Source organism: Nocardia sp. NPDC051911, from assembly GCF_040681035.1.
In the GTDB taxonomy this organism is placed as follows: Bacteria; Actinomycetota; Actinomycetes; order Mycobacteriales; family Mycobacteriaceae; genus Nocardia; species Nocardia sichangensis.
This window is the reverse complement of record NZ_JBFAXY010000018.1, coordinates 91,034-109,884: the sequence shown is the minus strand read 5'-3', so window position 1 is coordinate 109,884 and position 18,851 is coordinate 91,034. Positions and strand designations below refer to the sequence as shown.

Annotated in this window: 15 protein-coding genes; 7 read left to right on the top strand and 8 right to left on the bottom strand. The window is 68.9% G+C overall.

Features of this window, described 5'->3' with window-relative positions:
• Nucleotides 1-32 precede the first annotated feature (32 nt).
• A complete protein-coding gene (locus AB0L97_RS22500) occupies nucleotides 33-809 on the top strand; it encodes an ABC transporter ATP-binding protein (protein ID WP_355077231.1) in 777 nt (258 codons plus the stop codon).
• A 34-nt stretch (nucleotides 810-843) separates the two neighbouring features.
• Nucleotides 844-3,372, top strand: a complete 2,529-nt coding sequence (locus tag AB0L97_RS22495; RefSeq protein ID WP_364432593.1) for an FtsX-like permease family protein — start codon at nucleotides 844-846, stop codon at nucleotides 3,370-3,372.
• Between the two features lie 287 nt (nucleotides 3,373-3,659).
• On the opposite strand, the gene AB0L97_RS22490 is transcribed toward AB0L97_RS22495, so the two are convergent.
• The 3 genes from AB0L97_RS22490 to AB0L97_RS22480 all read right to left on the bottom strand — a co-directional run bounded on the left by AB0L97_RS22490 (nucleotide 3,660) and on the right by AB0L97_RS22480 (nucleotide 5,385).
• Nucleotides 3,660-4,133, bottom strand: a complete 474-nt coding sequence (locus tag AB0L97_RS22490; RefSeq protein WP_364432590.1) for an NUDIX domain-containing protein — start codon at nucleotides 4,131-4,133, stop codon at nucleotides 3,660-3,662.
• Between the two features lie 158 nt (nucleotides 4,134-4,291).
• The gene (locus AB0L97_RS22485; protein WP_364432587.1) at nucleotides 4,292-4,501 is read right to left on the bottom strand and encodes a DUF397 domain-containing protein; all 210 of its coding nucleotides are present in this window, start codon (nucleotides 4,499-4,501) and stop codon (nucleotides 4,292-4,294) included.
• Nucleotides 4,498-5,385: a helix-turn-helix transcriptional regulator gene (locus AB0L97_RS22480; protein WP_364432584.1), complete on the bottom strand. Its 888-nt coding sequence runs from the start codon at nucleotides 5,383-5,385 to the stop codon at nucleotides 4,498-4,500. The genes AB0L97_RS22485 and AB0L97_RS22480 overlap by 4 nt, the downstream gene beginning before the upstream one ends.
• 49 nt (nucleotides 5,386-5,434) lie before the next feature.
• Between AB0L97_RS22480 and AB0L97_RS22475 the strand changes: the two genes are divergently transcribed.
• From AB0L97_RS22475 to AB0L97_RS22460, 4 genes are all read left to right on the top strand, one after another.
• On the top strand, nucleotides 5,435-5,911 hold the full coding sequence (locus AB0L97_RS22475; protein ID WP_364432581.1) for a hypothetical protein: 477 nt from the start codon (nucleotides 5,435-5,437) through the stop codon (nucleotides 5,909-5,911).
• Nucleotides 5,911-6,255 (top strand): hypothetical protein, encoded by a 345-nt coding sequence (locus tag AB0L97_RS22470; RefSeq protein ID WP_364432578.1) that lies wholly within the window; start codon nucleotides 5,911-5,913, stop codon nucleotides 6,253-6,255. Before AB0L97_RS22475 ends, AB0L97_RS22470 begins: the two co-directional genes overlap by 1 nt.
• Before the next feature lie 672 nt (nucleotides 6,256-6,927).
• Nucleotides 6,928-7,758, top strand: a complete 831-nt coding sequence (locus tag AB0L97_RS22465; protein ID WP_364432575.1) for a phosphatase PAP2 family protein — start codon at nucleotides 6,928-6,930, stop codon at nucleotides 7,756-7,758.
• Between the two features lie 481 nt (nucleotides 7,759-8,239).
• Nucleotides 8,240-9,454 carry an MFS transporter gene (locus tag AB0L97_RS22460; RefSeq protein WP_364432572.1) on the top strand — a complete coding sequence of 405 codons (1,215 nt, stop codon included), beginning with the start codon at nucleotides 8,240-8,242 and terminating at the stop codon, nucleotides 9,452-9,454.
• A 5-nt stretch (nucleotides 9,455-9,459) separates the two neighbouring features.
• On the opposite strand, the gene AB0L97_RS22455 is transcribed toward AB0L97_RS22460, so the two are convergent.
• Entirely contained in the window at nucleotides 9,460-9,897 is a 438-nt protein-coding gene (locus AB0L97_RS22455) for an SRPBCC family protein (RefSeq protein ID WP_364432569.1), read from the bottom strand.
• A gap of 123 nt (nucleotides 9,898-10,020) precedes the next feature.
• On the opposite strand from AB0L97_RS22455, the gene AB0L97_RS22450 reads away from it, so the two are divergent.
• Nucleotides 10,021-10,797, top strand: coding sequence for an AraC family transcriptional regulator (locus AB0L97_RS22450; protein WP_364432566.1), 777 nt, complete (start codon nucleotides 10,021-10,023; stop codon nucleotides 10,795-10,797).
• A 181-nt stretch (nucleotides 10,798-10,978) separates the two neighbouring features.
• Here the strand turns inward: AB0L97_RS22450 and AB0L97_RS22445 are convergent, their stop codons facing one another.
• The 4 genes from AB0L97_RS22445 to AB0L97_RS22430 form a co-directional block, all read right to left on the bottom strand.
• The gene (locus AB0L97_RS22445; protein ID WP_364432563.1) at nucleotides 10,979-12,136 is read right to left on the bottom strand and encodes a VWA domain-containing protein; all 1,158 of its coding nucleotides are present in this window, start codon (nucleotides 12,134-12,136) and stop codon (nucleotides 10,979-10,981) included.
• Nucleotides 12,137-12,491: 355 nt separating this feature from the next.
• Nucleotides 12,492-14,891: a DUF5682 family protein gene (locus tag AB0L97_RS22440; protein WP_364432560.1), complete on the bottom strand. Its 2,400-nt coding sequence runs from the start codon at nucleotides 14,889-14,891 to the stop codon at nucleotides 12,492-12,494.
• Nucleotides 14,888-15,988: an AAA family ATPase gene (locus AB0L97_RS22435; RefSeq protein WP_355077206.1), complete on the bottom strand. Its 1,101-nt coding sequence runs from the start codon at nucleotides 15,986-15,988 to the stop codon at nucleotides 14,888-14,890. Before AB0L97_RS22435 ends, AB0L97_RS22440 begins: the two co-directional genes overlap by 4 nt.
• Nucleotides 15,985-18,843 carry an SWIM zinc finger family protein gene (locus tag AB0L97_RS22430; RefSeq protein ID WP_364432555.1) on the bottom strand — a complete coding sequence of 953 codons (2,859 nt, stop codon included), beginning with the start codon at nucleotides 18,841-18,843 and terminating at the stop codon, nucleotides 15,985-15,987. The genes AB0L97_RS22435 and AB0L97_RS22430 overlap by 4 nt, the downstream gene beginning before the upstream one ends.
• Nucleotides 18,844-18,851 lie beyond the last annotated feature (8 nt).

Here is an 18,851-nt window from a genome sequence, read left to right as displayed (position 1 = left end):
GTGCGGCGGCGATGCCGGTAAGACTGGACGGCATGACTTCGCAAGCCTTGGGCGCCGACACCGCCGACCTGGCGGCATCGACCGATGTCGCGGCCCACGCTATCGAACTGACCAAGGTCTACGGATCGGGCGACACCCAGGTCAGGGCATTGGACGGGGTGTCGGCCGAGTTCGCGAAGGGCGAGTTCACCGCGATCATGGGTCCCTCCGGGTCGGGCAAGTCGACGCTCATGCACTGTCTGGCCGGACTGGACAGTGCCAGCTCGGGCGCCGTCCGCATCGGTGACACCGACCTGACCTCGCTGTCCGACAAGCAGATGACGCGCTTGCGCCGCGACCGCATCGGTTTCGTCTTCCAGGCGTTCAACCTGGTGCCGACGTTGACGGCGCTGGAGAACATCACATTGCCGCTGGACATCGCGGGGCGAACACCCGATCGCGAATGGCTGGAGACGGTGGTGCGGCGGCTCGGGTTGGTCGGTCGGCTGACCCACCGCCCCAGCGAGTTGTCCGGCGGACAGCAGCAGCGGGTGGCCTGCGCCCGCGCGCTCGTGGGTAAGCCGGACATAATCTTCGGCGACGAACCGACCGGCAACCTGGACTCGCGCTCCTCGGAGGAGGTGTTGTCGATCCTGCGCGCGGCGGTGGACGAGTTCGGGCAGACGGTCGTCATCGTCACCCACGAACCGCACGCGGCCGGGTTCGCCGACCGGGTGGTGTTCCTCGCCGACGGACGCATCGTCGACGAAATGCGCGATCCGACCGCCGACACCGTGCTCGACCGGATGAAAGCGTTGGAGCAGGCGTGACCGGGCGTTCGCGGAAGATTCGGGGGCGGGCGTAATGGCTGGAAGTCCGATGCGCAAGGTCGCGCTGCGCAATCTCGCCGCACACAAGGTGCGGCTCGCGCTGACCCTCTTGTCAGTGGTGCTCGGCACCGCGTTCATCGCGGGTTCGTTCGTGTTCACCGACACCCTGCAGAGCACATTCGACGGAATCTTCGCCAACGAGGCGAAGGGCGTCGACGTTCGGGTCAGCCCGAAAGAACGTCAGGCGCAAGGCGTTCCGAACAATGTGGTGGACGAGCTGGGGAAGTACCCCGGCGTCCGCACGGTCGCGCCGAGCGTGAACGGACCGGTGGTGCTGCTCGATCCGACCGGCAAGAAGGCCGTGCAGACCGGCGGGGCGCCGACGTTCGGCAAGTCGTACCTGCCGCCGGAGAAGGCCGTCGCGGAGCCGGAGAAGTTCCTGCAAGGCGTCCCGCCCGCCCGGCCCGGCGAGATCGCGCTCAACACCGGCGGGGCCGACCGGGCCGGACTGAAGATCGGTGACCGCACCAAGATCCTCATCCCCTCCCAGGCCGATCCGATCGACGTGACCCTCACCGGCATCTACGAGGTTCCCTCCGACACGGGTGGGTTCATCGGCGTGCTGTTCGACGACACGCAGGCGCGCAAGCTGTTCACCGACGGCCTGCACGTCGCCTACGTCGACTTGGCGGCCACCGGCATTCCCGGCGACGAGTTGCGCGACAACCTCGCCAAGGCACTGCCCGGCTACAAAGTGCAGAACAGCGATCAGGTGCGTGCCGACCTGAAGAAGGAAATCTCCAACGCGCTCAACTTCATCAACTACTTCCTGCTCGCCTTCGGCGCGATCGCGCTGATCGTCGGCACGTTCATCATCTACAACACGTTCTCGATGATCGTCGCGCAACGCCTGCGGGAGCTCGCGCTGCTGCGCGCGGTCGGCGCGAGCAGGCAGCAGGTCGGCACGTCGGTGGTGGCGGAGGCGTTCGTCATCGGGTTGATCGGCAGTGTGGTCGGCCTCGTGGGCGGCGTCGCGCTGGCGTTCGGATTGTCGGCGGTGCTCAACGCCTTCGATCTCGGCTTGCCGACCGGATCGATGGCGGTGCGGCCGCGCACCGTCGTGGTCGGGCTGCTGGTCGGCCTCGCGGTGACGATGGTCAGCGCCTACGCGCCCGCGCGCCGCGCCTCGCGCATCCCGCCCGTGCAGGCCATGCGCGAGGAATTCGCGTCCATCGGGGAGTCGCTGCGCCTGCGCACGATCTTCGGCGCGGTGCTCGCGGTGCTCGGGGCGGTCCTCGTCGTGCTGGGCGCGCAGCGCACCGGTGGCACGGCGGCCGCGACGGTCGGCGTCGGCGCGCTCGGGTTGATCTTCGCGGTGCTGCTGGCCGCGCCCGCGTTGTCGCGACCGCTGGTCGGCGGGCTCGGGGTGCTGGTGCGCCCGTTCGGGCCGATCGGTCGCATGGCGCGCAACAACGCGTCGCGCAATCCGCGCCGCACCGCCGCGACGGCCTTCGCGCTCACGCTGGGTCTGATGCTCGTCTCGGCGATCGGCATGCTGGGCGCTTCGGCGAAGGAGAGCGTCGGCGTGCTGGTCGACAAGGGCGTGCGGGCCGACTACGTGCTGGCGGGCCCGCAATTGCTCGGGGTGCCGTTCGGTGCCGCCGACGCCGCCCGGACGAAGGTGCCGAACGTGGCGCAGGTGGTCGGAATGCGGGGGGCCGCGTTCAAGCTCGGCGGCGATCAGGTGTTCGCGTCCTCACCGGACGGTCCGCTGACCGGTGTGCTGAACTACGAGATCGTGCGCGGCAGCGACACTCTCGGCGCCAGGGACATGCTCGTGTCCGAGGACGAAGCGAACGACCGCGGCTGGAAAGTCGGCGAAGAGGTGACCCCGACCAGCGTCGACGGCAAGAAGGTGCCGCTCACCGTCACCGGTGTGTACAAGAAGAACCCGCTGCTCGGCCCGATGGTGGTGTCGCAGACGGTCTACGACGAGGTGGTCCCGCTCAACTTCCGGACCAACTTCCTCGTGCTGATCAAGGCGCAACCGGGCGCGAATACCAGCGCGATGCGCGCCGACCTGGAGAAGGCCACCGAGCAATTCGTCGTGGTGCAGGTGCAGGACCGGGAGGAATTCAAGGGAGCGCAGGGCAAGCAGATCAACACCCTGCTGGCCATTCTCTACGGCCTGCTCGCCTTGGCGGTGGTGATCGCGATCCTGGGCATCGTCAATACTTTGGCGCTGTCGGTGGTGGAGCGCCGCCGGGAGATCGGCATGCTCCGCGCGGTCGGCATGCAGCGCGCCCAGGTGCGCCGGACGATCTATCTGGAGTCGATGCTGATAGCGGTGTTCGGCGCGATCGTCGGCATGGTGCTCGGCCTGGGACTCGGCGTCGGATTCCTGCGCACACTAAGGGATTTGGGTCTCGACCAGATCGCGATCCCGTGGAGCCAGCTGGTCCTGGTCCTGGTCAGCTCGGCGGTGGTCGGAGTACTGGCCGCGCTGTGGCCTGCGGTGCGGGCGGCGCGCACGCCACCACTGGCCGCGATCGCCGATCTCTGACAGGTCCGTGCGGCGCACAATCATTGTGCGCCGCACGGGCTGCGGCAGGTTCTCACGTGAGCTTTTGCGGACTCAGGCTCGACGGGTGGACCCGTCGAGCCGAACGGCATCGGTGAACGTGTCCCACTGACCTGGAGTGAGCCCCCTCGGCCTCGAGGATCTGGCGCAGAGTTTCGCGGCTGATATCGGCGATTCCGTTTCGTGATCTTCTGCAACCGCCGCCCCTTCCCGGGTTGCGGCGTGTTTCGCCAGGACGTCGAACGCTCGGCCGTAGAAAGCTATCTCGCTCAACCAAGATACGGACTCGTGCGCTGTTCGGCGTGGTGTTGCAACCGGAGCCGGACAGTCTCGTGCACGGGCAGCGTCTCGAGTTCTTCGAGTCGTAGGAACTCGACAGAAGTCGATTCATCGGATACGGAGATTTCCCCACCGGTCACCCTGCCGAAGTAGACCACTGCGAACTCTTGCCGGACCTCTCCGTCCGCGTGTTCGATCACGTGCTCAGGGTCGGTGTATATACCGAGCAAACCAGTGATCTCTATGTCCAGCCCGGTCTCTTCGCGGGTCTCCCGAACCGCGCAATCCTCGAGGGTCTCGCCTACTTCCATGATTCCGCCGGGTAGAGACCAGTTACCCGAGTCGCCACGGCGTTGCATCAGCACGCGCCCGTGCTCGTCGGTCACCAACGCGGACGCTCCCGGCTTCAGCGAGTTCGGCCGTGGTGCGTTCGGATCTCGGTAGTAGTCACGCCGTGAGCCCATTGGCGAATCCTTGCGTAGTTGAGTACGGGGTGATGGTGCCCCAGATCTGTTCGAACTGGTCGGCGAACGACTCGAATATCCCGTGCTGCGACAACCGGCGCACAATCATTGTGCGCCGCACGTGACTGCGGCGTGTCCTCGCGGGAACTGCTGTGGGCTCAGGCTGCGCCGGTGGAACCGTCGAGTCGAACGGCATTGGTGAACGTATCCCACTGGCCCGGAGCGAACACCAGGGCGGGACCGTTGGGGTTCTTGCTGTCACGAACCCCCACCATGCCCTGCTCCAAGAAGGCGACCTCAACGCAATCTTGGCCCATCGAGCTACGGGTGCTCTTGAACCACTCGGCTCCGGATAGGTCGATGTTCACGCCAAGTACTCCTTCATTCTTTGCCGAAGCAGCCTCCTGCTCGCGACTGCGTCCAGCGCGGTATGTCGAATGATCGTGAGGGCCTCGCGATACCGCCGAAGATCCGACTCTCCCTCAAAGTACATCGCACCAGTGAAGCCCTCAACGTAGACAACTGTCGGTTCCGCGACGCCACCTGCGGCGTCGAGGCCGTAGTCGAGGATCGAAAATGGTCCGACGGGTCCGCCGACCGGAAAGCCCGCACCGAACGGAAGAACTCGAATCGTGACGTTCGGGCACGTGCTCAGCTCCGCAAGGTGACGATGTTGCGCGGACATGATCTTGGGATTGCCGACGACCGCGTGCAGGACGGCTTCGCCGAGAATGACGTCGATTGTCGCCGGGTTCGCCTTGCGTGTGATGATCGCTTGACGCTTGGTCTTCAGTTCGATGCGGCGTCGGCGTTCTTCCTCGGAGTCTTTCGGAAAGTAGATCCGGTCGAGCGTCGCCGCGTAGTCGTTGGTCTGCAACAGCCCGGGAATGATGTCGGGTCGGAAGATCTCGATCTGGCGAGCACTGGCTTCCAGGCCGATGTAGACATTGAACGTCTCCGGAATGAGATCGCCGAAGCTGTGCCACCAGCTCTTCTCGGCTCCCTGCTTGAACAGGCCGACCATCGCGGCGCTCTTCTCGTGATCCAGACCTAAATTCTGGCAGAGCAATTCGATGTCACGTGCGCGCAGCCGGCCGACATCTCCCCGCTCCAGCCTGGACTGGGTACTCACACTCCAATCCATGATGGTGGCTACCTGTCCCTGCGTCAGGTTCTGCTCCTCGCGCGATTCACGCAGGTAGCGACCCATCTGTCGGCGCGGCAGCGACGCGCTTGTGCCTTGCTTCCCCATTCCGACCCCCTGGTAGGCATTATCAGTTCGATCGCCTTTCACTCTCAGTTTGGCGGTGATCCAGGGGATTTGGTCCGAATTGCTGAAATTTTCTGTTAGACAGCGGCAGCCTGCTCAGGCGGTGGTGTGCTTCCAGTACTCCGACCAGCTTCGAGGGGAATCAATGACCTACGCGAACGCAATCGAGCCGCCCATCGCGGGCAGGCCGAAATCATTGGGATTCATTCGGAATGACCTGTCCGGCATCCATGCCCCACGTCATGCCGCCGAGGTGTGGCGGCATGCTCTCGGACTGGGGCACCATTACGTGTACACCGTTCGTCCACCGGTCGATGTGGACAGTCCGATCGAGTATGTGCTCGGCCTCGCCGCAGGGCTCGGTGTCGATGTGATCGTCGTGTTCGAGCTGGGGCATGTGGATGATCGACCGGCCTTGATCTGCGACAGGGGATTCGATCTCGAGACCGTCAGCCCGCAGGGCACATGGACGCGCTCGTCCAGGCTCGTGTCCGGCGAGGGGGCGTGATGGGGGTCGAGACCGTTGTCGAGCCACCGCTGATCTGCGGTGACGTGGACGTGGAAATCGCTCATCGGATCATGCGGCGGCATCGGGCATGCCGCATCGACCGGTGCGCATGGAAACGTCTGGCGTATTACACGCTTGTCGTGCGTGGCCGGATCGTGCCGCAAACGCTCAGTCCGCGTGAGCGTGCCGCCGAGAGGAACATCCCGTTCCCTCCGATGGACGATGTTCGCGCCTCGACCGAGGTCGGTGTGGCGCCGCGAACGTTGCGGCACGTGTTGGACATGCTGAATCAGTCCTTGCTACCGCCAGGACGGGAGGTCGTGCCGCCGCTCGAAGGGGCGTGATGCCTTGAGTGTGTGGGATCTGGTGTGCAGTGCCGCCGCGACTGTCGGCGGCGGATCGTGTGTGGCGCTCGCGTTGGCCTGTCTGTGGCCGACCGGTTCGCCGGGACGCTCCGATGGGCGTCGCCGCCTCCCGGACGCCGCGAAGCGGGTGGCGTTCCGGTGGCCTGCGGAATGGACCTGCACGGCACCGCCGGAGCCCTTCACGGTTGCCGAAGCTCATGTCGCCATGCAGTGGCACCGCGAACACGGGTGTGCCCCGCAAACGCGCCGCCTGGGGTGTGCTGGTGGCCGCAGGGCGGGTTGTGCCGGATTCACACCGGCGGAATGAGAGGCCGTGAATCGGGCCGGATCGATGTCGGCGAAAGCTCAGCCCTCTGGGGCCACATTCGCCCACCGGTGGAGGCAAGCGCGGATCGCCCGTGGAACGGCTGGAGCCGGTGGCCGCGCCAGGTCGTCAGCCATGCTTCTGGCGTGCTCGGCGGTGCGGTCGATGGGTAGCGAAGATCGCGAGATCGCCTGTCTTGCAAGCAAACTCGAATTGGTGACAGGCGGCTGTATACCCCGTCACATCTTGCTGAAGTTGTCCGTTCGGTAGTGCTAGTTTAAACGGAGGTTACCACTCCACTTAATTCTCGGTAAACGGCCTGATTCAACGGGGAAGGAGGCCGCGCGATGGTCGCTGTGGACTTCGGGGGTCCGGGCGCCGGGCTCGAACTCGCGTCGGGCGGAGTCGTCGAACGGGTGCGCGCGGCCGTGCGCGGTCGCGGGGGCGAGGCGGTCGGGCAGCTTCTTCTCATCACGGTGCTCTACCTCGGCTATCGCGCGGGCCGTCTGATCACCGCCGACGACACGGGGCGTGCCCTGGTCAACGCGCACCGCTTGCTCGGACTCGAAGACCGGCTCGGCCTGCTGGACGAGCAGACGGTGCAGTCGTTGTTCCTGAACCGCGAATTCCTCGCGGTTCCGGCCAACTTCTACTACGCCAGCGCGCATTTCACCGTGGCCGTCGGAGTCCTGCTGTGGCTGTGGACGTTCCGGCCGGAGCACTATCGCTGGACCAGGAACCTCATGGCGGCGCTGACGGGAGCCGCGCTCGCGGTGCACATCCTGATCCCGCTCGCGCCGCCGCGCATGCTGCCCGACGAGGGTTTCGTCGATCTGGCCGTGCGATACGGCCAATCCGTCTACGGCGCCGCCGATTCCGGCGGTCTGTCCAATCAGTTCGCGGCCATGCCTTCGCTGCACGTCGGTTGGGCGTTGCTGCTCGGTGTTGCCGTCGTCGCCGCGACTCGCACACCGTGGCGCTGGCTCGCCTTGGCCCATCCGGCGCTGACCACGCTCGTGGTGGTGGGCACCGCCAATCACTACTGGCTGGACACCATTGTCGCTGTCGTGTTGCTCGCGGTGGCCGCCGTACTGCATCCCCTCGTGGTGCCCGCGGCGGCCACGGCGTGGGGCGTGATGGGTCCCGTTTCGTCGAAACCCATGCTGACCAGCTCCTGACAGTCCATCACGCACCCGGCGGCGCTCACCGGAAAAGCGCTCCGTCGCGCGTACGATCGCAGAGCCGTCCTGTTCGCCCATCCGGACAAGGAGTTGCCATGGAACCGATGACCATCGCGGATCTGCTGTCTTCGCTTGCCATCCAGGTGTTCGCCCTGTTGGGCGGATTCCCCGGGGGTTATCCCGGCTGATCCATTGCCGCGGCTTCCGCGCCGCTCTTCATCGCGGCGAGTGTCTCCCGCATGAGTGCGGGCATGGTCCGGCCGACGAGGGCCGATACCAGTGGTCGCAACAGGGCCGCGGTGAGCTGGAACGAGTCCAGGTCACCGCGGTCCGGCCGCTTTGATCGCGGAACGCGAAAGCGCCGTCATGGGGCGTTCCTCGCCGACTTGCTGTCGCGAATACATGCGCGGCCGGGAACGGGACGGTGTTGTCTATTTCTCGCCGGAACCCTGATGCCGGGATTCCTACCGTCGATGCAATGGAAAGCGAACGGATCCCGGATGCCGGGAATGCTGAGTTGCGGGCGCCTGTCGTGTGGTTCATGGCGCTGGCGGCCGCGCTCGGGACGGCGAGTGTCTACCTACTGCAACCGGCCGTCGCGGAGGTTGCAGGTTCCCTGCACGCCTCTACGGCGGCGACCGGCACCGCTTTGGCGTGCGGGCCGGTCGGCTATCTGGTGGGGTTGGTTCTGCTGGTGCCGCTGGTCGACCGGTTCGCGCCACGGGCCGTGGTGGCGGCCCAGTTCGTGGCGCTGGCGGTTGCCTCCGCCGCCGGTGCGGTAGCGGGATCGCCTTGGGGCCTTGGATTCGTCATGGGCCTGGTCGGGGCGGGGTCGGCGGTCGGGGCTCAGCTGAGTTCGGTGGCGGGGCGTTTCGCGCAGCGTCGTCGGCGGGCCACGGTCTTGGGTATCGTGACCGCGGGCATATCTGCCGGAATCCTCGCCGGGCGCATCGTCGGCGGCTGGCTCGCCGATGTGATCGGTTGGCGAGCAATGCTTTTCGTATTCGCTGTGCCGTGTGTCGTGGTCGCGGCGGTGTCCTTGTCCACCCTGCCGACCGCGTGGGGTCGCACGTATGCCGGATATCTGGATACGGTGCGCGGAATTCCCGGGCTCTTCGCCCGCTTCGCCGCACTGCGCCGGGCGGCGGCACGGGGAGCGCTGTGGTTCTTCGCGTTCTGTGCGATCTGGGCAGGTCTCGCGGCGGCGCTGTCGCAGCCTCCGTACTCATATTCACCCGAACGGATCGGCCTGTACGCCTGCGCCGGACTCGCCGGTGTCCTCGCGACCCGGATCGCCGGCGGATGGACCGACCGGGTCGGCCCGCGAAACGTGATCCTGGTGGGGCTCGCGCTCGCCCTTGTCGCGACGGTTGTCCTGGGCGTCGCCCTCTCGAACACTGTGGTGACCCTGGCCTGCCTCGGGCTCTTCGATGCCGGACTGTTCGCGGCCCAGGTGGCCAACCAGAGCACGGTCCTGGCCATCGACCCGTCCACGCCTGCCCGCTTCAACAGTGCGTATATGTCTGTGTACTTCGTCGGAGGCAGCCTGGGAACCGCATTCGGCGCCGCCGCCGTCGGCTGGTTCGGCTGGCCCGGTCTGGTCGCCCTCGCCGCGGTCGCCACGGCCGCGGCGGGCGGGGTCACCCTGGCCGACCGGCCGCGGCGGCACGCGGCCACGCAGCCTGCCCGATGAGCGCCCTACGGTGCGAGTTCGCTGCCACCCGGCTCCTGGGATCCCCTTGCCTCCAGGGTCCGGCGCATGACAGCCGACGCCTGTTCGACGAACTCGGCTATCGGCACAGTGAGAGCCTCGGGCAGGACATCGGTGTGCCACACGACCAGGGTCCCGCCTTCCTTGCCGGGCAGCGCCTGCATCGAGGCGTGGTGATGGGAGGAATGCAGACTGCCTCCGACGATGGAGTACGCGATACGCCGGCTCACCGGGTCGAGGTCGACGAGCCGTTCCACGACGACGGTGCCGTCGGCGAAGGTGACGGTACGGGTGTCCGCGTCGAGCCGTGCGTCGGCGACGAGACCCGGGCCGAGGCGCTCGTGCACCGCGCCGAAATCGCTGACAGCGTCCCATACCTGCTCGGGCGTGGCGTGGATGTCGAATTCTTTGTGAACGGATGCCATGAGGTCCTCCTGGTCGGGCCGCGGTGATTCGGTTGCCGTCTCAGCATTCCCGCCGGCCCAGCCGCGGGTCTTGAAGATTCTTGCGCGGCGTTTTTCGTCGTACCCTCGGCGTACGGTCCGCAGGTGCTGTCCACGACAACCGTTGCCGCCCGGCCCGAGTTCACCGTGACCACGGTGAACTGCCGCTCCGACCACACCCACTTCTCGGACCCGGAGGTCCGCGACGACCATCGCCTCGTGCTCGTGCGCCGTGGCCGGTTCCAGCGACAGTCCGACGGCGACCGGGCCGACCTGGATCCGACAGTCGGCTACCTGGGCGTACCGGGCGAAGAGGAACGGTTCGCCCATCCCGCCGGCGGCGACGTCTGCACCGTGGTGACCGTCGCGCCCGGCCGTTGGGAAGGGGCCGTCGATCCGCGTGCGGTGTACATCGATGCCCGTATCGATCTCGCGCACCACCGTGTTCTCGCTGCCGTCCGAGGCGGCGACATCGACTACGCGTTGACCGAGGAGCTTGTCCGGCTCGTCGCACTCGCCGCCGGATGGCCGATCCCTCGGTCGCGGCCCACCGACCGGGCGCTGGTTACCGCGGCCCGCGAGGCGATCATCGACGGCGCACCGGAATCGGTGGGCCTGCAATCTCTGGCCGCCTTACTGAAGGTCTCGCCGTACCGGCTGAGCCGGGTGTTCTCGCAGCACATGGGGCTGTCGCTGACCCGCTACCGCAACCGAGTACGGGTCGGCCGGACCATCGACCGGCTCACCGACGGAGAAACCGGCCTCGCCGACCTCGCCGCGCACCTCGGTTTCGCCGACCAGGCACACCTGACCCGCACCGTCCGCGAACACCTCGGCCACACCCCCACGGCGCTGCGCCGTCTACTCACCGAAACCACTTGACCGAGCCGCTGAGACGGGGCGCGGAATCAGCCTGCGCCGCTGCACCTTCCCAGGCCTCGCGCTTCCAGCCCGGGCGACGTGGGTTGGCGACATAACGACCGGCTCGAGCTGCGACGGCGCACCGTCGACCTACGCGGTGGCGATTTGCTGGTCCCGCGTGGCAGACCCGGAGGGACTCGCGTCAGTGCTGGGCGGCGTTGGCGTGGGCCCAGGACTGGACGTCGCCGCGGTCGAGAGCCAGTGCCAAGAGTTCCGGGAATTTGTCGGGGGTGCAGGCGAAGGCCGGGATGCCCAGTGCGGCGAGGGCTGCGGCGTTGTCGTGGTCGAAGGCGGGGGCGCCGTCGTCGGAGAGGGCGAGCAGCACGACGACTTGTACGCCGGAATCCTGTAGCGAGCGGACGCGGCGCAGCATCTCGTCGCGGATGCCGCCCTCATAGAGGTCGGAGATCAGGACGAACAACGTATCGGCCGGGCGGGTGACCAGGGACTGGCAGTAGGCGAGGGCCCGGTTGATGTCGGTGCCGCCGCCGAGTTGCGTGCCGAACAGCACCTCTACCGGGTCGTCGAGTTTGTCGGTCAGGTCGACGATCTCGGTGTCGAAGACCACCAGCGAGGTGCGCAGCGACCGCATCGAGGCGAGCACCGCACCGAACACCGACGCGTACACGACGCTGGCGGCCATCGAACCGGACTGGTCGATGGCCAGCACCACGTCCCGCCGGACCGCCTGAGCCTTGCGGCCGTAGCCGACCAGGCGTTCGGGGACCACGGTGCGATGCTCGGGCAGATAGGTGGCGAGGTTCTTGCGAATGGTGCGGTCCCAGTCGATATCCCGCAATTTCGGCCGCGTGACCCGGGCGGCGCGGTTCAGCGCACCGGACACCGCGGCGACGGTCTGCGCCGCGATGCGCTGCTCGATCTCCCGCACCACCTTCTCCACCACCATGCGCGCGGTGGCCTTGGTGGTCTCGGGCATCACCCGGTTCAAGCTCAGCAGGGTGCCGACCAGGTGCACGTCCGGTTCCACCGCCTCGAGCAGTTCCGGCTCCAGCAGCAATTGGGTGAGATCGAGCCGCTCCACGGCGTCGCGTTGCATGACCTCGACGACGGAGGCGGGGAAGTAGCTGCGGATATCGCCGAGCCAGCGGGCCACGCGCGGCGCCGAGCCCTGCAAACCACCGGTGCGCTTGCCGGGCGAGGTTTCCTCATCGGTGTTGTACAGCGCCGACAGCGCCCGGTCCATCGCCGCGTCGGCGCCGGAGCCCAGCCCGCCCAGTCCCTCCTCCGCGGCCGCGCCGAGCACCAATCGCCAACGCCGAGATTGTGCTTCGCCGGTCACGGCGTGTCCTTCCGAGCGCGAGCGCTGGCGTCGGTGTGGCGTCGCCCCGCTGCCTGATCGATCATGCTGTGTCCCGTTCCGGCATCAGCAGGGCCCTGCGTGGTCATGGTGCGCTGCCGCTTTCGGGCCCGACCGCTTCCGCAGCGTCGCTTTTCGGCATGGGCGGGGCCCTGTGCGGCTACGTTGCGCTTCCGCCTCAGCTCCTGGCGGCTCATGCCGTATCCGACTTCGACATCAGCGAGGCCCTGTGCGGTTACGCTGCCATGCGGCCTTCGCACCTGACCGCTCACGCAGCGTTCGATTCCGGCATGAGCGGGATCTCGTCTCGTCATGCACCGCTGCTCTTTCCGACCACTCATACCGTGACCCCCAGAATCTCCGCCGCCGTGTGCACCGCGGTGGTGGCTCGCTCCGAGTCGATGCCCGCGACGGCCGCCGCCGCGGACACCGAACCGCCGTCGCGGACCGCCTGCCCGATCGCGCGGCGTTCACCCGATTCGAACGCGCCGAAGGTACGGCGCAGCAGCGGCAGCGTCTCGACGAACGTGTCGTCGCCGAGTCCGCGCAGCCAGTCGTCGATGAGCCGCAACAACTCCCGATCGTGCACCAGCAGCAGGCCGCGACCGCCGAGGAATCCGTCTATCCACGCCGCCTTGGCCGAGGCGGTGGCGCCCACCGAGAGGGCGGCGGACAGTCTGCGCGCGGATTCGGCGTCATCGATGCGACCCGCGTCGGCGAGCAAACGGACCGCACGACCGACCAGCGCGCCGTGTACGTCGTCGCGGTCGGCGACCCGGCGCAATGCGGCGAGCCACTCACCGGTGGCCCAGCCGTCGTCCCTGGTGTGGATGGCGGTGTGCGCCGCGTCCAGCAGACCGCGCAGCTCGGTGGCGGCGTCGGTGTCCAATCCGGTGACCGCCGCGGGCAGGCCGGCGCAGATACGCACCAGCAACCCATCGGCCACGTGGGCCAGCGCTTTGGTGTCGGTGCCGCGCACGTCGCCGTAACGCAGTGTGCGGATCAGGCCGGGCAGCGCGGCCAGCAGGTGGGTGACGTCGTGGTCGAGCGCCGCGGTGGATTCCAGCCGGGCGATCAATCCGTCGGTGGCGCCGCCCAGGTCGGCCAGCAGCGCGACTTCCAGCGCGGCGGTCAATTCGCCGACCGAGCGGTCGGCGCGGCTCGCGGTGTCGAGAATCTTCGCCTCCGCCGCGGCGCGGATGGTGGTGCCCCAGCGAGAGGCCTCGATGATGGAGATCGCGTACTCGGGCTGCCATCGCAGCGTCCAGGTTTCCCGGAAGGTGCCCGTGCTGCGCACGTCGCTGGTGGTGAGCGTGCCCCACTCGATGTCGAGCACCCGCAGCCGATGTAGCAGGCGCGACCGCCGCACCTCGCGATCCTTACGCAGATCCAGGTCGACGGTACGGATCGAGGGCTCCTGCTTCATCCGCAGCGACCGGATGGTGGCGCGCAGGTCCGCGTCCAGCGGCACGGTCGGCGTCTGCTCCGGAACGGCCCCGAGCGCCTCGCCGACGACGAGTTCGCCGATCACCAACCGCAGCATCGTCTCGTCGCCGCCGCACAGCACCGACCGGGTGGCCTCGGTCACCTCCGACAGACCGGGGAGCGGGCGACCGCGCAGCGCGGCGAGGGTGTCGGCGAGCCGGACGGCCTCGATGACGTGGGCGCTGGAGACGGGCAGATCGTGGGCGCGCAGCACACCGGCGACCTTGGTCAGCCAGCGGGCGATCGGCCGCTCGGTGGCGGTGAACAGGTGGTGGTACCAGCCCGGTGAGGTGACGCCCGCGCCGTAGCCGGAGGTCGTGGACAGCCGCGAATGCGTCCACGGCACCCAGGTGAGCCTGGTTTTGATCTTCGGAAGGCCCTTGAGCATCCGTGCGTCCGGCGCGGCGGGACCGAGCGCGCCGGTCAGCGCGGGCGCGTGCCACGCCCCGCACACCACCGCCAGCCGCATCGCACCGTCTTTGAGGGCCTTGCGCATCGTCTGGCGCATATAAGCCTCGCGCCGGAGGGTGGGGGCGTCGACCACGAGTGGTTCGGGCGGTGGTTCCGGCACGAGGGCCGATTCGGCTACTGCCTCCGCGACCGAATCCAACTCCGACGTGGAGTCCATTCGATCGCGTCCCGATTCGGCGGTCGGTCGGTCATCAGCCGGTTCGGTGCCCGCAGGCCCCTGGCGCGCCGGGCTGTCTTGCGCGGCCGACGTCGGGTCGCCATGCGTGGCGTCGCGCTCGGCGCCTTCCCGCAGCGCGCCCATCGCCTCGGTGATCGCGTCGAACGCGTCCGCGTCCGGCACGGTTTCGACGACGGCGTCCCACCAGCGTTCGGCGTCGTCGTAGCCGCCCGCTTCGGCGAGCGCGGCGAGCGGATCGAACCGGTCGCCGGGCTCGTCCTCGGTCGCGAGCGTGACGCTCGCGGGCAGATCGCAGAACCGTACGGGCACCGCGTTGTCCGCGCCGTACCGCAGCGCCTGCCACTCGGGGGAGAACACCGCGTACGGCCAGAACGCGGCCGTGGCGGGGGCGTCGGGCACGTACGCCAGCAGCGCGACCGGAGGGGCCATCCCTTCGGCGGCGGCGAAGCCCACCAGCGGATCGGCGTCCGCGGGCCCCTCGATGAGGATCATGTCGGGCCGGAAATCCGCCAGGGCCATCCGCAGCGAGCGCGCCGAGCCGGGACCATGGTGGCGGATGCCGAATACCCTGGTCACAGGGGCGGTTTCGACACCGGAGGTCACCCGGTGACCTCGCGGCAGGCGCGGTAGAAATCCGCCCAATCCGGTCGCTCGCGGACCACGGCCTCCAAGTACTCCGTCCACACCACCGCGTCGGCCACCGGGTCCTTGATCACCGAGCCGAGCACCGCGCCCGCGATGTCGGAGGCGCGCAGCACGCCGTCGCCGAAGTGCGCCGAGAGCGCGATTCCGTTGGTGATCACCGAGATCGCCTCGGCCGTGGACAGTGTTCCGGACGGCGACTTGAGCTTGGTCCGGCCGTCGGCCGTACTGCCGGAGCGCAGCTCGCGGAAGACCCGCACCACCCGCCGCACCTCTTCGGCCGCCGCGGGCACGGTCGGCAGTTCCAGCGCGGAGCCGAGCTGCTCGACCCGCCTGCTGACGATGGCGACCTCCTCGTCCTCGCTCGCGGGCAGCGGCAGCACGACTGTGTTGAACCGGCGGCGCAACGCGGAGGACAACTCGTTCACCCCGCGGTCGCGATCGTTGGCGGTGGCGATCACGTTGAAGCCCTTCGCGGCCTGCACTTCCGTGCGCAGTTCGGGCACCGGCAGCGTCTTCTCGGACAAGACGGTGATCAGCGCGTCCTGCACGTCCGACGGGATGCGGGTGAGCTCTTCTATGCGGGCGATGGAGCCCGTCCGCATGGCCGTGAGCACCGGCGACGGCACCAGCGCCGCATCGCTCGGTCCCTCGGCGAGCAACCGCGCGTAGTTCCAGCCGTAGCGGATCGCCTCCTCGGCGGTGCCCGAGGTGCCCTGCACCAACAGCGTCGACGCACCGCTGATGGCGGCGGAGAGATGCTCGGACACCCAGGTCTTGGCGGTGCCCGGCACCCCGAGCAGCAGCAGGGCGCGGTCGGTGGCCAGCGTCGCGACCGCGACCTCCATGAGCCTGCGCGGGCCGACGTACTTCGGGGTGATCACGGTGCCGTCGGGCAGGGTGCCGCCGAGCAGGTAGGTGACCACCGCCCATGGCGACAGCCGCCACGACGGCGGGCGTGGCCGGTCGTCGGCGGCGGCGAGGGCGCGCAGCTCGTCGGCGTACGCCTGTTCGGCATGGGGGCGCAGCAGATCCGGCGTCGGGTCGGTGGTGGTCATCGCAACTCCTCGAGCATCATCGAGCGGTTGTTGAGGTCATGGGCGAGCTGGTCGAAGGCCCGTTGCCAGGCGGGATCGTCGCATTTGCGGGCCACGGCGGACAGTGTGGCGGCGGCGGCGACGGGGAGGTGGACCGAGGCCGCGGCGAGCAGCGAGCGGTGCGCGTTCGGTGACGCGCCGTGCGTCTCGGGGCGCCGCGCCGCCGCCCGCGCCCGCTCGAACAGCAGCAGCACCACGTGCTGGGCCAGCGCTTCCGGCCACGGATGGCCCATCGCGGGCAGCAGCGCCTCGATCTCCGACAGCCAGGAGCCGTCCAGCCGCACCAGGTGCGCGGTCCGATCCGGCAGCGGTAGCAGCGCGAACAGCTCCCGTCTGCGCAGCATCGCCAGATCGGTGGGCACGCCCGCCTCGAACAATGCCCGCGCCCACGTCGAATCGTGTTGAGCCAGTGCGGCGTCCACCCAGCCGTCGAAGATGGGCTGCCGGAACCGGTCTTCGATCGTGGCGCGCACCGCCTGTTGCGGTGTGCCGAGCACACCGGTCCAGTGCGCCAGCGGCGTCGCGGCGACCACCTGCCGGAGCCGGGCCGCGGACACGTCGGGCGCGCCGTTCCAGCGGTAGGCGAATTCGATGGTGCGGTCGGTGATCCCGTCGCGCTGCGCGGCGGCGTCGGGCCGGTCGGGCAGCGTGAGAACCACGTTCGTGTGCAGCATTCGGTGCTCGGCGCGGATCCACGCGCTTGCTCGGGCGCGCATCCGCTGCGAGAACGCCGATTCCGGCAGTAGTGCGAGCAGTCCGGCGGCGGTGCGGCGCACGTCGGCGCGCCGGTCGTCCAGCGCCGTTTCCAGCAGGGGCTCGTCGTCCGGGCCGAGCCCGTCGGCGAGCACGGCCAGCAGTTCGGCCTTCAGCGGCCCGGATTCCTTCGGCCATGCCGCGGTGAGCTCCGCCCTGGCCGCGCCCGCGTCGCCGCGCCGGAGGTCGGCGAGCCAGTCGCGCCGCTCGGGTGGTCGACCGAACAGCCAAGTGTCGGTGGACCGTTCGACGGGCAGCCGCACCAAGTCGCGCCGATCCGGATGCCGGGCCGCCAGCCAGCTGCCGCGTGTGCCCGCGAGGCGTAGCAGCGGCTCGCGCAAACCGGCATTGATCTTCGCGTGCTCGAGCAGTTGCTCGCACAGCGCGCCCGGCGCCCGGTAATCGTGCGGCCGCGCCGCGTCGAACCATTCGGGCAGGAACGCCGAGCGTTCCCGCAGCATGCGTGCCAGGCGCACGGCAGCAGGGCGCGGCAGCGACGGACGGGGATCGTCCGCCGCGGGTTCCGGTGCCGCGGCAGTGGCGGGCACGACCCCACCCCGAGTGAAAAGGTCTTGTAGCGCGGCTGTTTCGAGCAGTCGCAACGCGGGATCATGGGGCAACCGGTCGGCCGCGCGTGCGATCGCGGGCGCGAGTGCGGCGAGATCCGGGGCGCGGCGCGCGGTGCCGAGCAGCGCGACGGAGGTGAGGTCGGCACTCCCGGTCGGCCCCGCGGGCGGAGTCGCGTCGGGCACGAAGGTCTCCGTGGGTGCCAGATCGATCACCTCCCCCGCGGTGAACACCGAAATCGGCTCCCATCCGTCGGCGCTCCACTCGCCGGCCACCGTCACTGGATGACCGCCCGAGACGGCCAGCAGCGTCCACGGTTGTTCGCCCGGCCGGATCGGCAGCGCGCTGCCGCCGGATTCGGTGAGGTACCAGCCCTCTTCGGTGCGGGTGGGTATCACATCGGCCAGCAGCATCGGCCACGAGCGCAGCCACGGATCGGCGCCGAGCGCGGACGCGTGCGCGGCGAGCGCGGCGGCGATGGTGGCGGGGTGGTTCGCGTCGGCGGGCAACGTGGTGAACGGTTCGACCGTGCCGTGCCGCTCGCCCCACAGCGCGCGCAGCGGCGCGGCGCCCGGGTAGAAATGCAACTCCGCGTCGGCCAGTTGACCCAGCGCGGGAACGTCGGCGGGGAAGCCGGGGGAGCCGAAGGAATGGTCGACCACCAGCGCCCAGCGCCTGCTCTCCCGCCCGTACAGCCAGGTGCGCCGGGTGTAGAGGCGCTCGTCCTCGGTGATCCGCGAGCCGAACACCATCCACCGATCACGCACCGGAGCCTCGGCGCGCACCGCCTCGGCCGGATTGGGGTAGCCGACATGGGTGCGGATGCTGGCGCGCAGCGCGGGCGATACCGCGTCGAGCTGCCGGTGCGCGGCGATCAACAGGTGCATCCGCGCGTACTCGCGCAGCACCACGTCGGGCCAGTCGGTTCTGGTGGCCACGGCGGCCGGGAGCCTGCGCAGAGCGGAGGCGAGGCCGGGGGCCTGCGCGTCGACCATCCTGGCGGCCACGGCCTCGAAGGCGCGATACGAGCGATCGGCCTGCGCGAGCCCGGTGCGTACCTGATCACCGAGCCAGACGTCGAGTTCCTCCAGCCCCGCCGTCACCCGCACCCGGCGCTGTTCGGCGGTGGCCGGATTCGGGGTGCGGGGCCGCTCCGCGGTCGCGGCGGCCCGCGCCGTACGGCCGCCGATCCACGCCGCCGCGTAGTCCGCGGTCTCCGGTGCGACGGCGACCTCGCCCGCGGACCAGCGCAGCAACAACGACAGCGCGTGTTTACAAGGAAACTTGCGGCTCGGGCACGAGCACCGGTACGCCGGACCGGACAGGTCGACGATCGTCTGATAGGGCGTGGCGCCGCTGCCCTGGCACCGGCCCCACAGCGCCGGGCCGTGCTGCCCGCACTCGCGCCAGCGACCCACCAGCTTGCGGGCCGCCGAGAGCGAATTCGCATCCGGCGCCAACGCCGTGACCTGGGCTTCGGTCCACTGCGTCGTCATCGGCTCGC

What these genes read in the sequence shown, in the direction of transcription:
- AB0L97_RS22470 (WP_364432578.1), top strand. Translation starts at nt 5,911, where the DNA reads ATGGGGGTCGAGACCGTTGTCGAGCCACCGCTGATCTGCGGTGACGTG.
- AB0L97_RS22430 (WP_364432555.1), bottom strand. Translation starts at nt 18,843, where the DNA reads ATGACGACGCAGTGGACCGAAGCCCAGGTCACGGCGTTGGCGCCGGAT.
- AB0L97_RS22490 (WP_364432590.1), bottom strand. Translation starts at nt 4,133, where the DNA reads ATGGGCTCACGGCGTGACTACTACCGAGATCCGAACGCACCACGGCCG.
- AB0L97_RS22500 (WP_355077231.1), top strand. Translation starts at nt 33, where the DNA reads ATGACTTCGCAAGCCTTGGGCGCCGACACCGCCGACCTGGCGGCATCG.
- AB0L97_RS22465 (WP_364432575.1), top strand. Translation starts at nt 6,928, where the DNA reads ATGGTCGCTGTGGACTTCGGGGGTCCGGGCGCCGGGCTCGAACTCGCG.
- AB0L97_RS22455 (WP_364432569.1), bottom strand. Translation starts at nt 9,897, where the DNA reads ATGGCATCCGTTCACAAAGAATTCGACATCCACGCCACGCCCGAGCAG.
- AB0L97_RS22480 (WP_364432584.1), bottom strand. Translation starts at nt 5,385, where the DNA reads ATGGGGAAGCAAGGCACAAGCGCGTCGCTGCCGCGCCGACAGATGGGT.
- AB0L97_RS22435 (WP_355077206.1), bottom strand. Translation starts at nt 15,988, where the DNA reads ATGACCACCACCGACCCGACGCCGGATCTGCTGCGCCCCCATGCCGAA.
- AB0L97_RS22495 (WP_364432593.1), top strand. Translation starts at nt 844, where the DNA reads ATGGCTGGAAGTCCGATGCGCAAGGTCGCGCTGCGCAATCTCGCCGCA.
- AB0L97_RS22460 (WP_364432572.1), top strand. Translation starts at nt 8,240, where the DNA reads ATGGAAAGCGAACGGATCCCGGATGCCGGGAATGCTGAGTTGCGGGCG.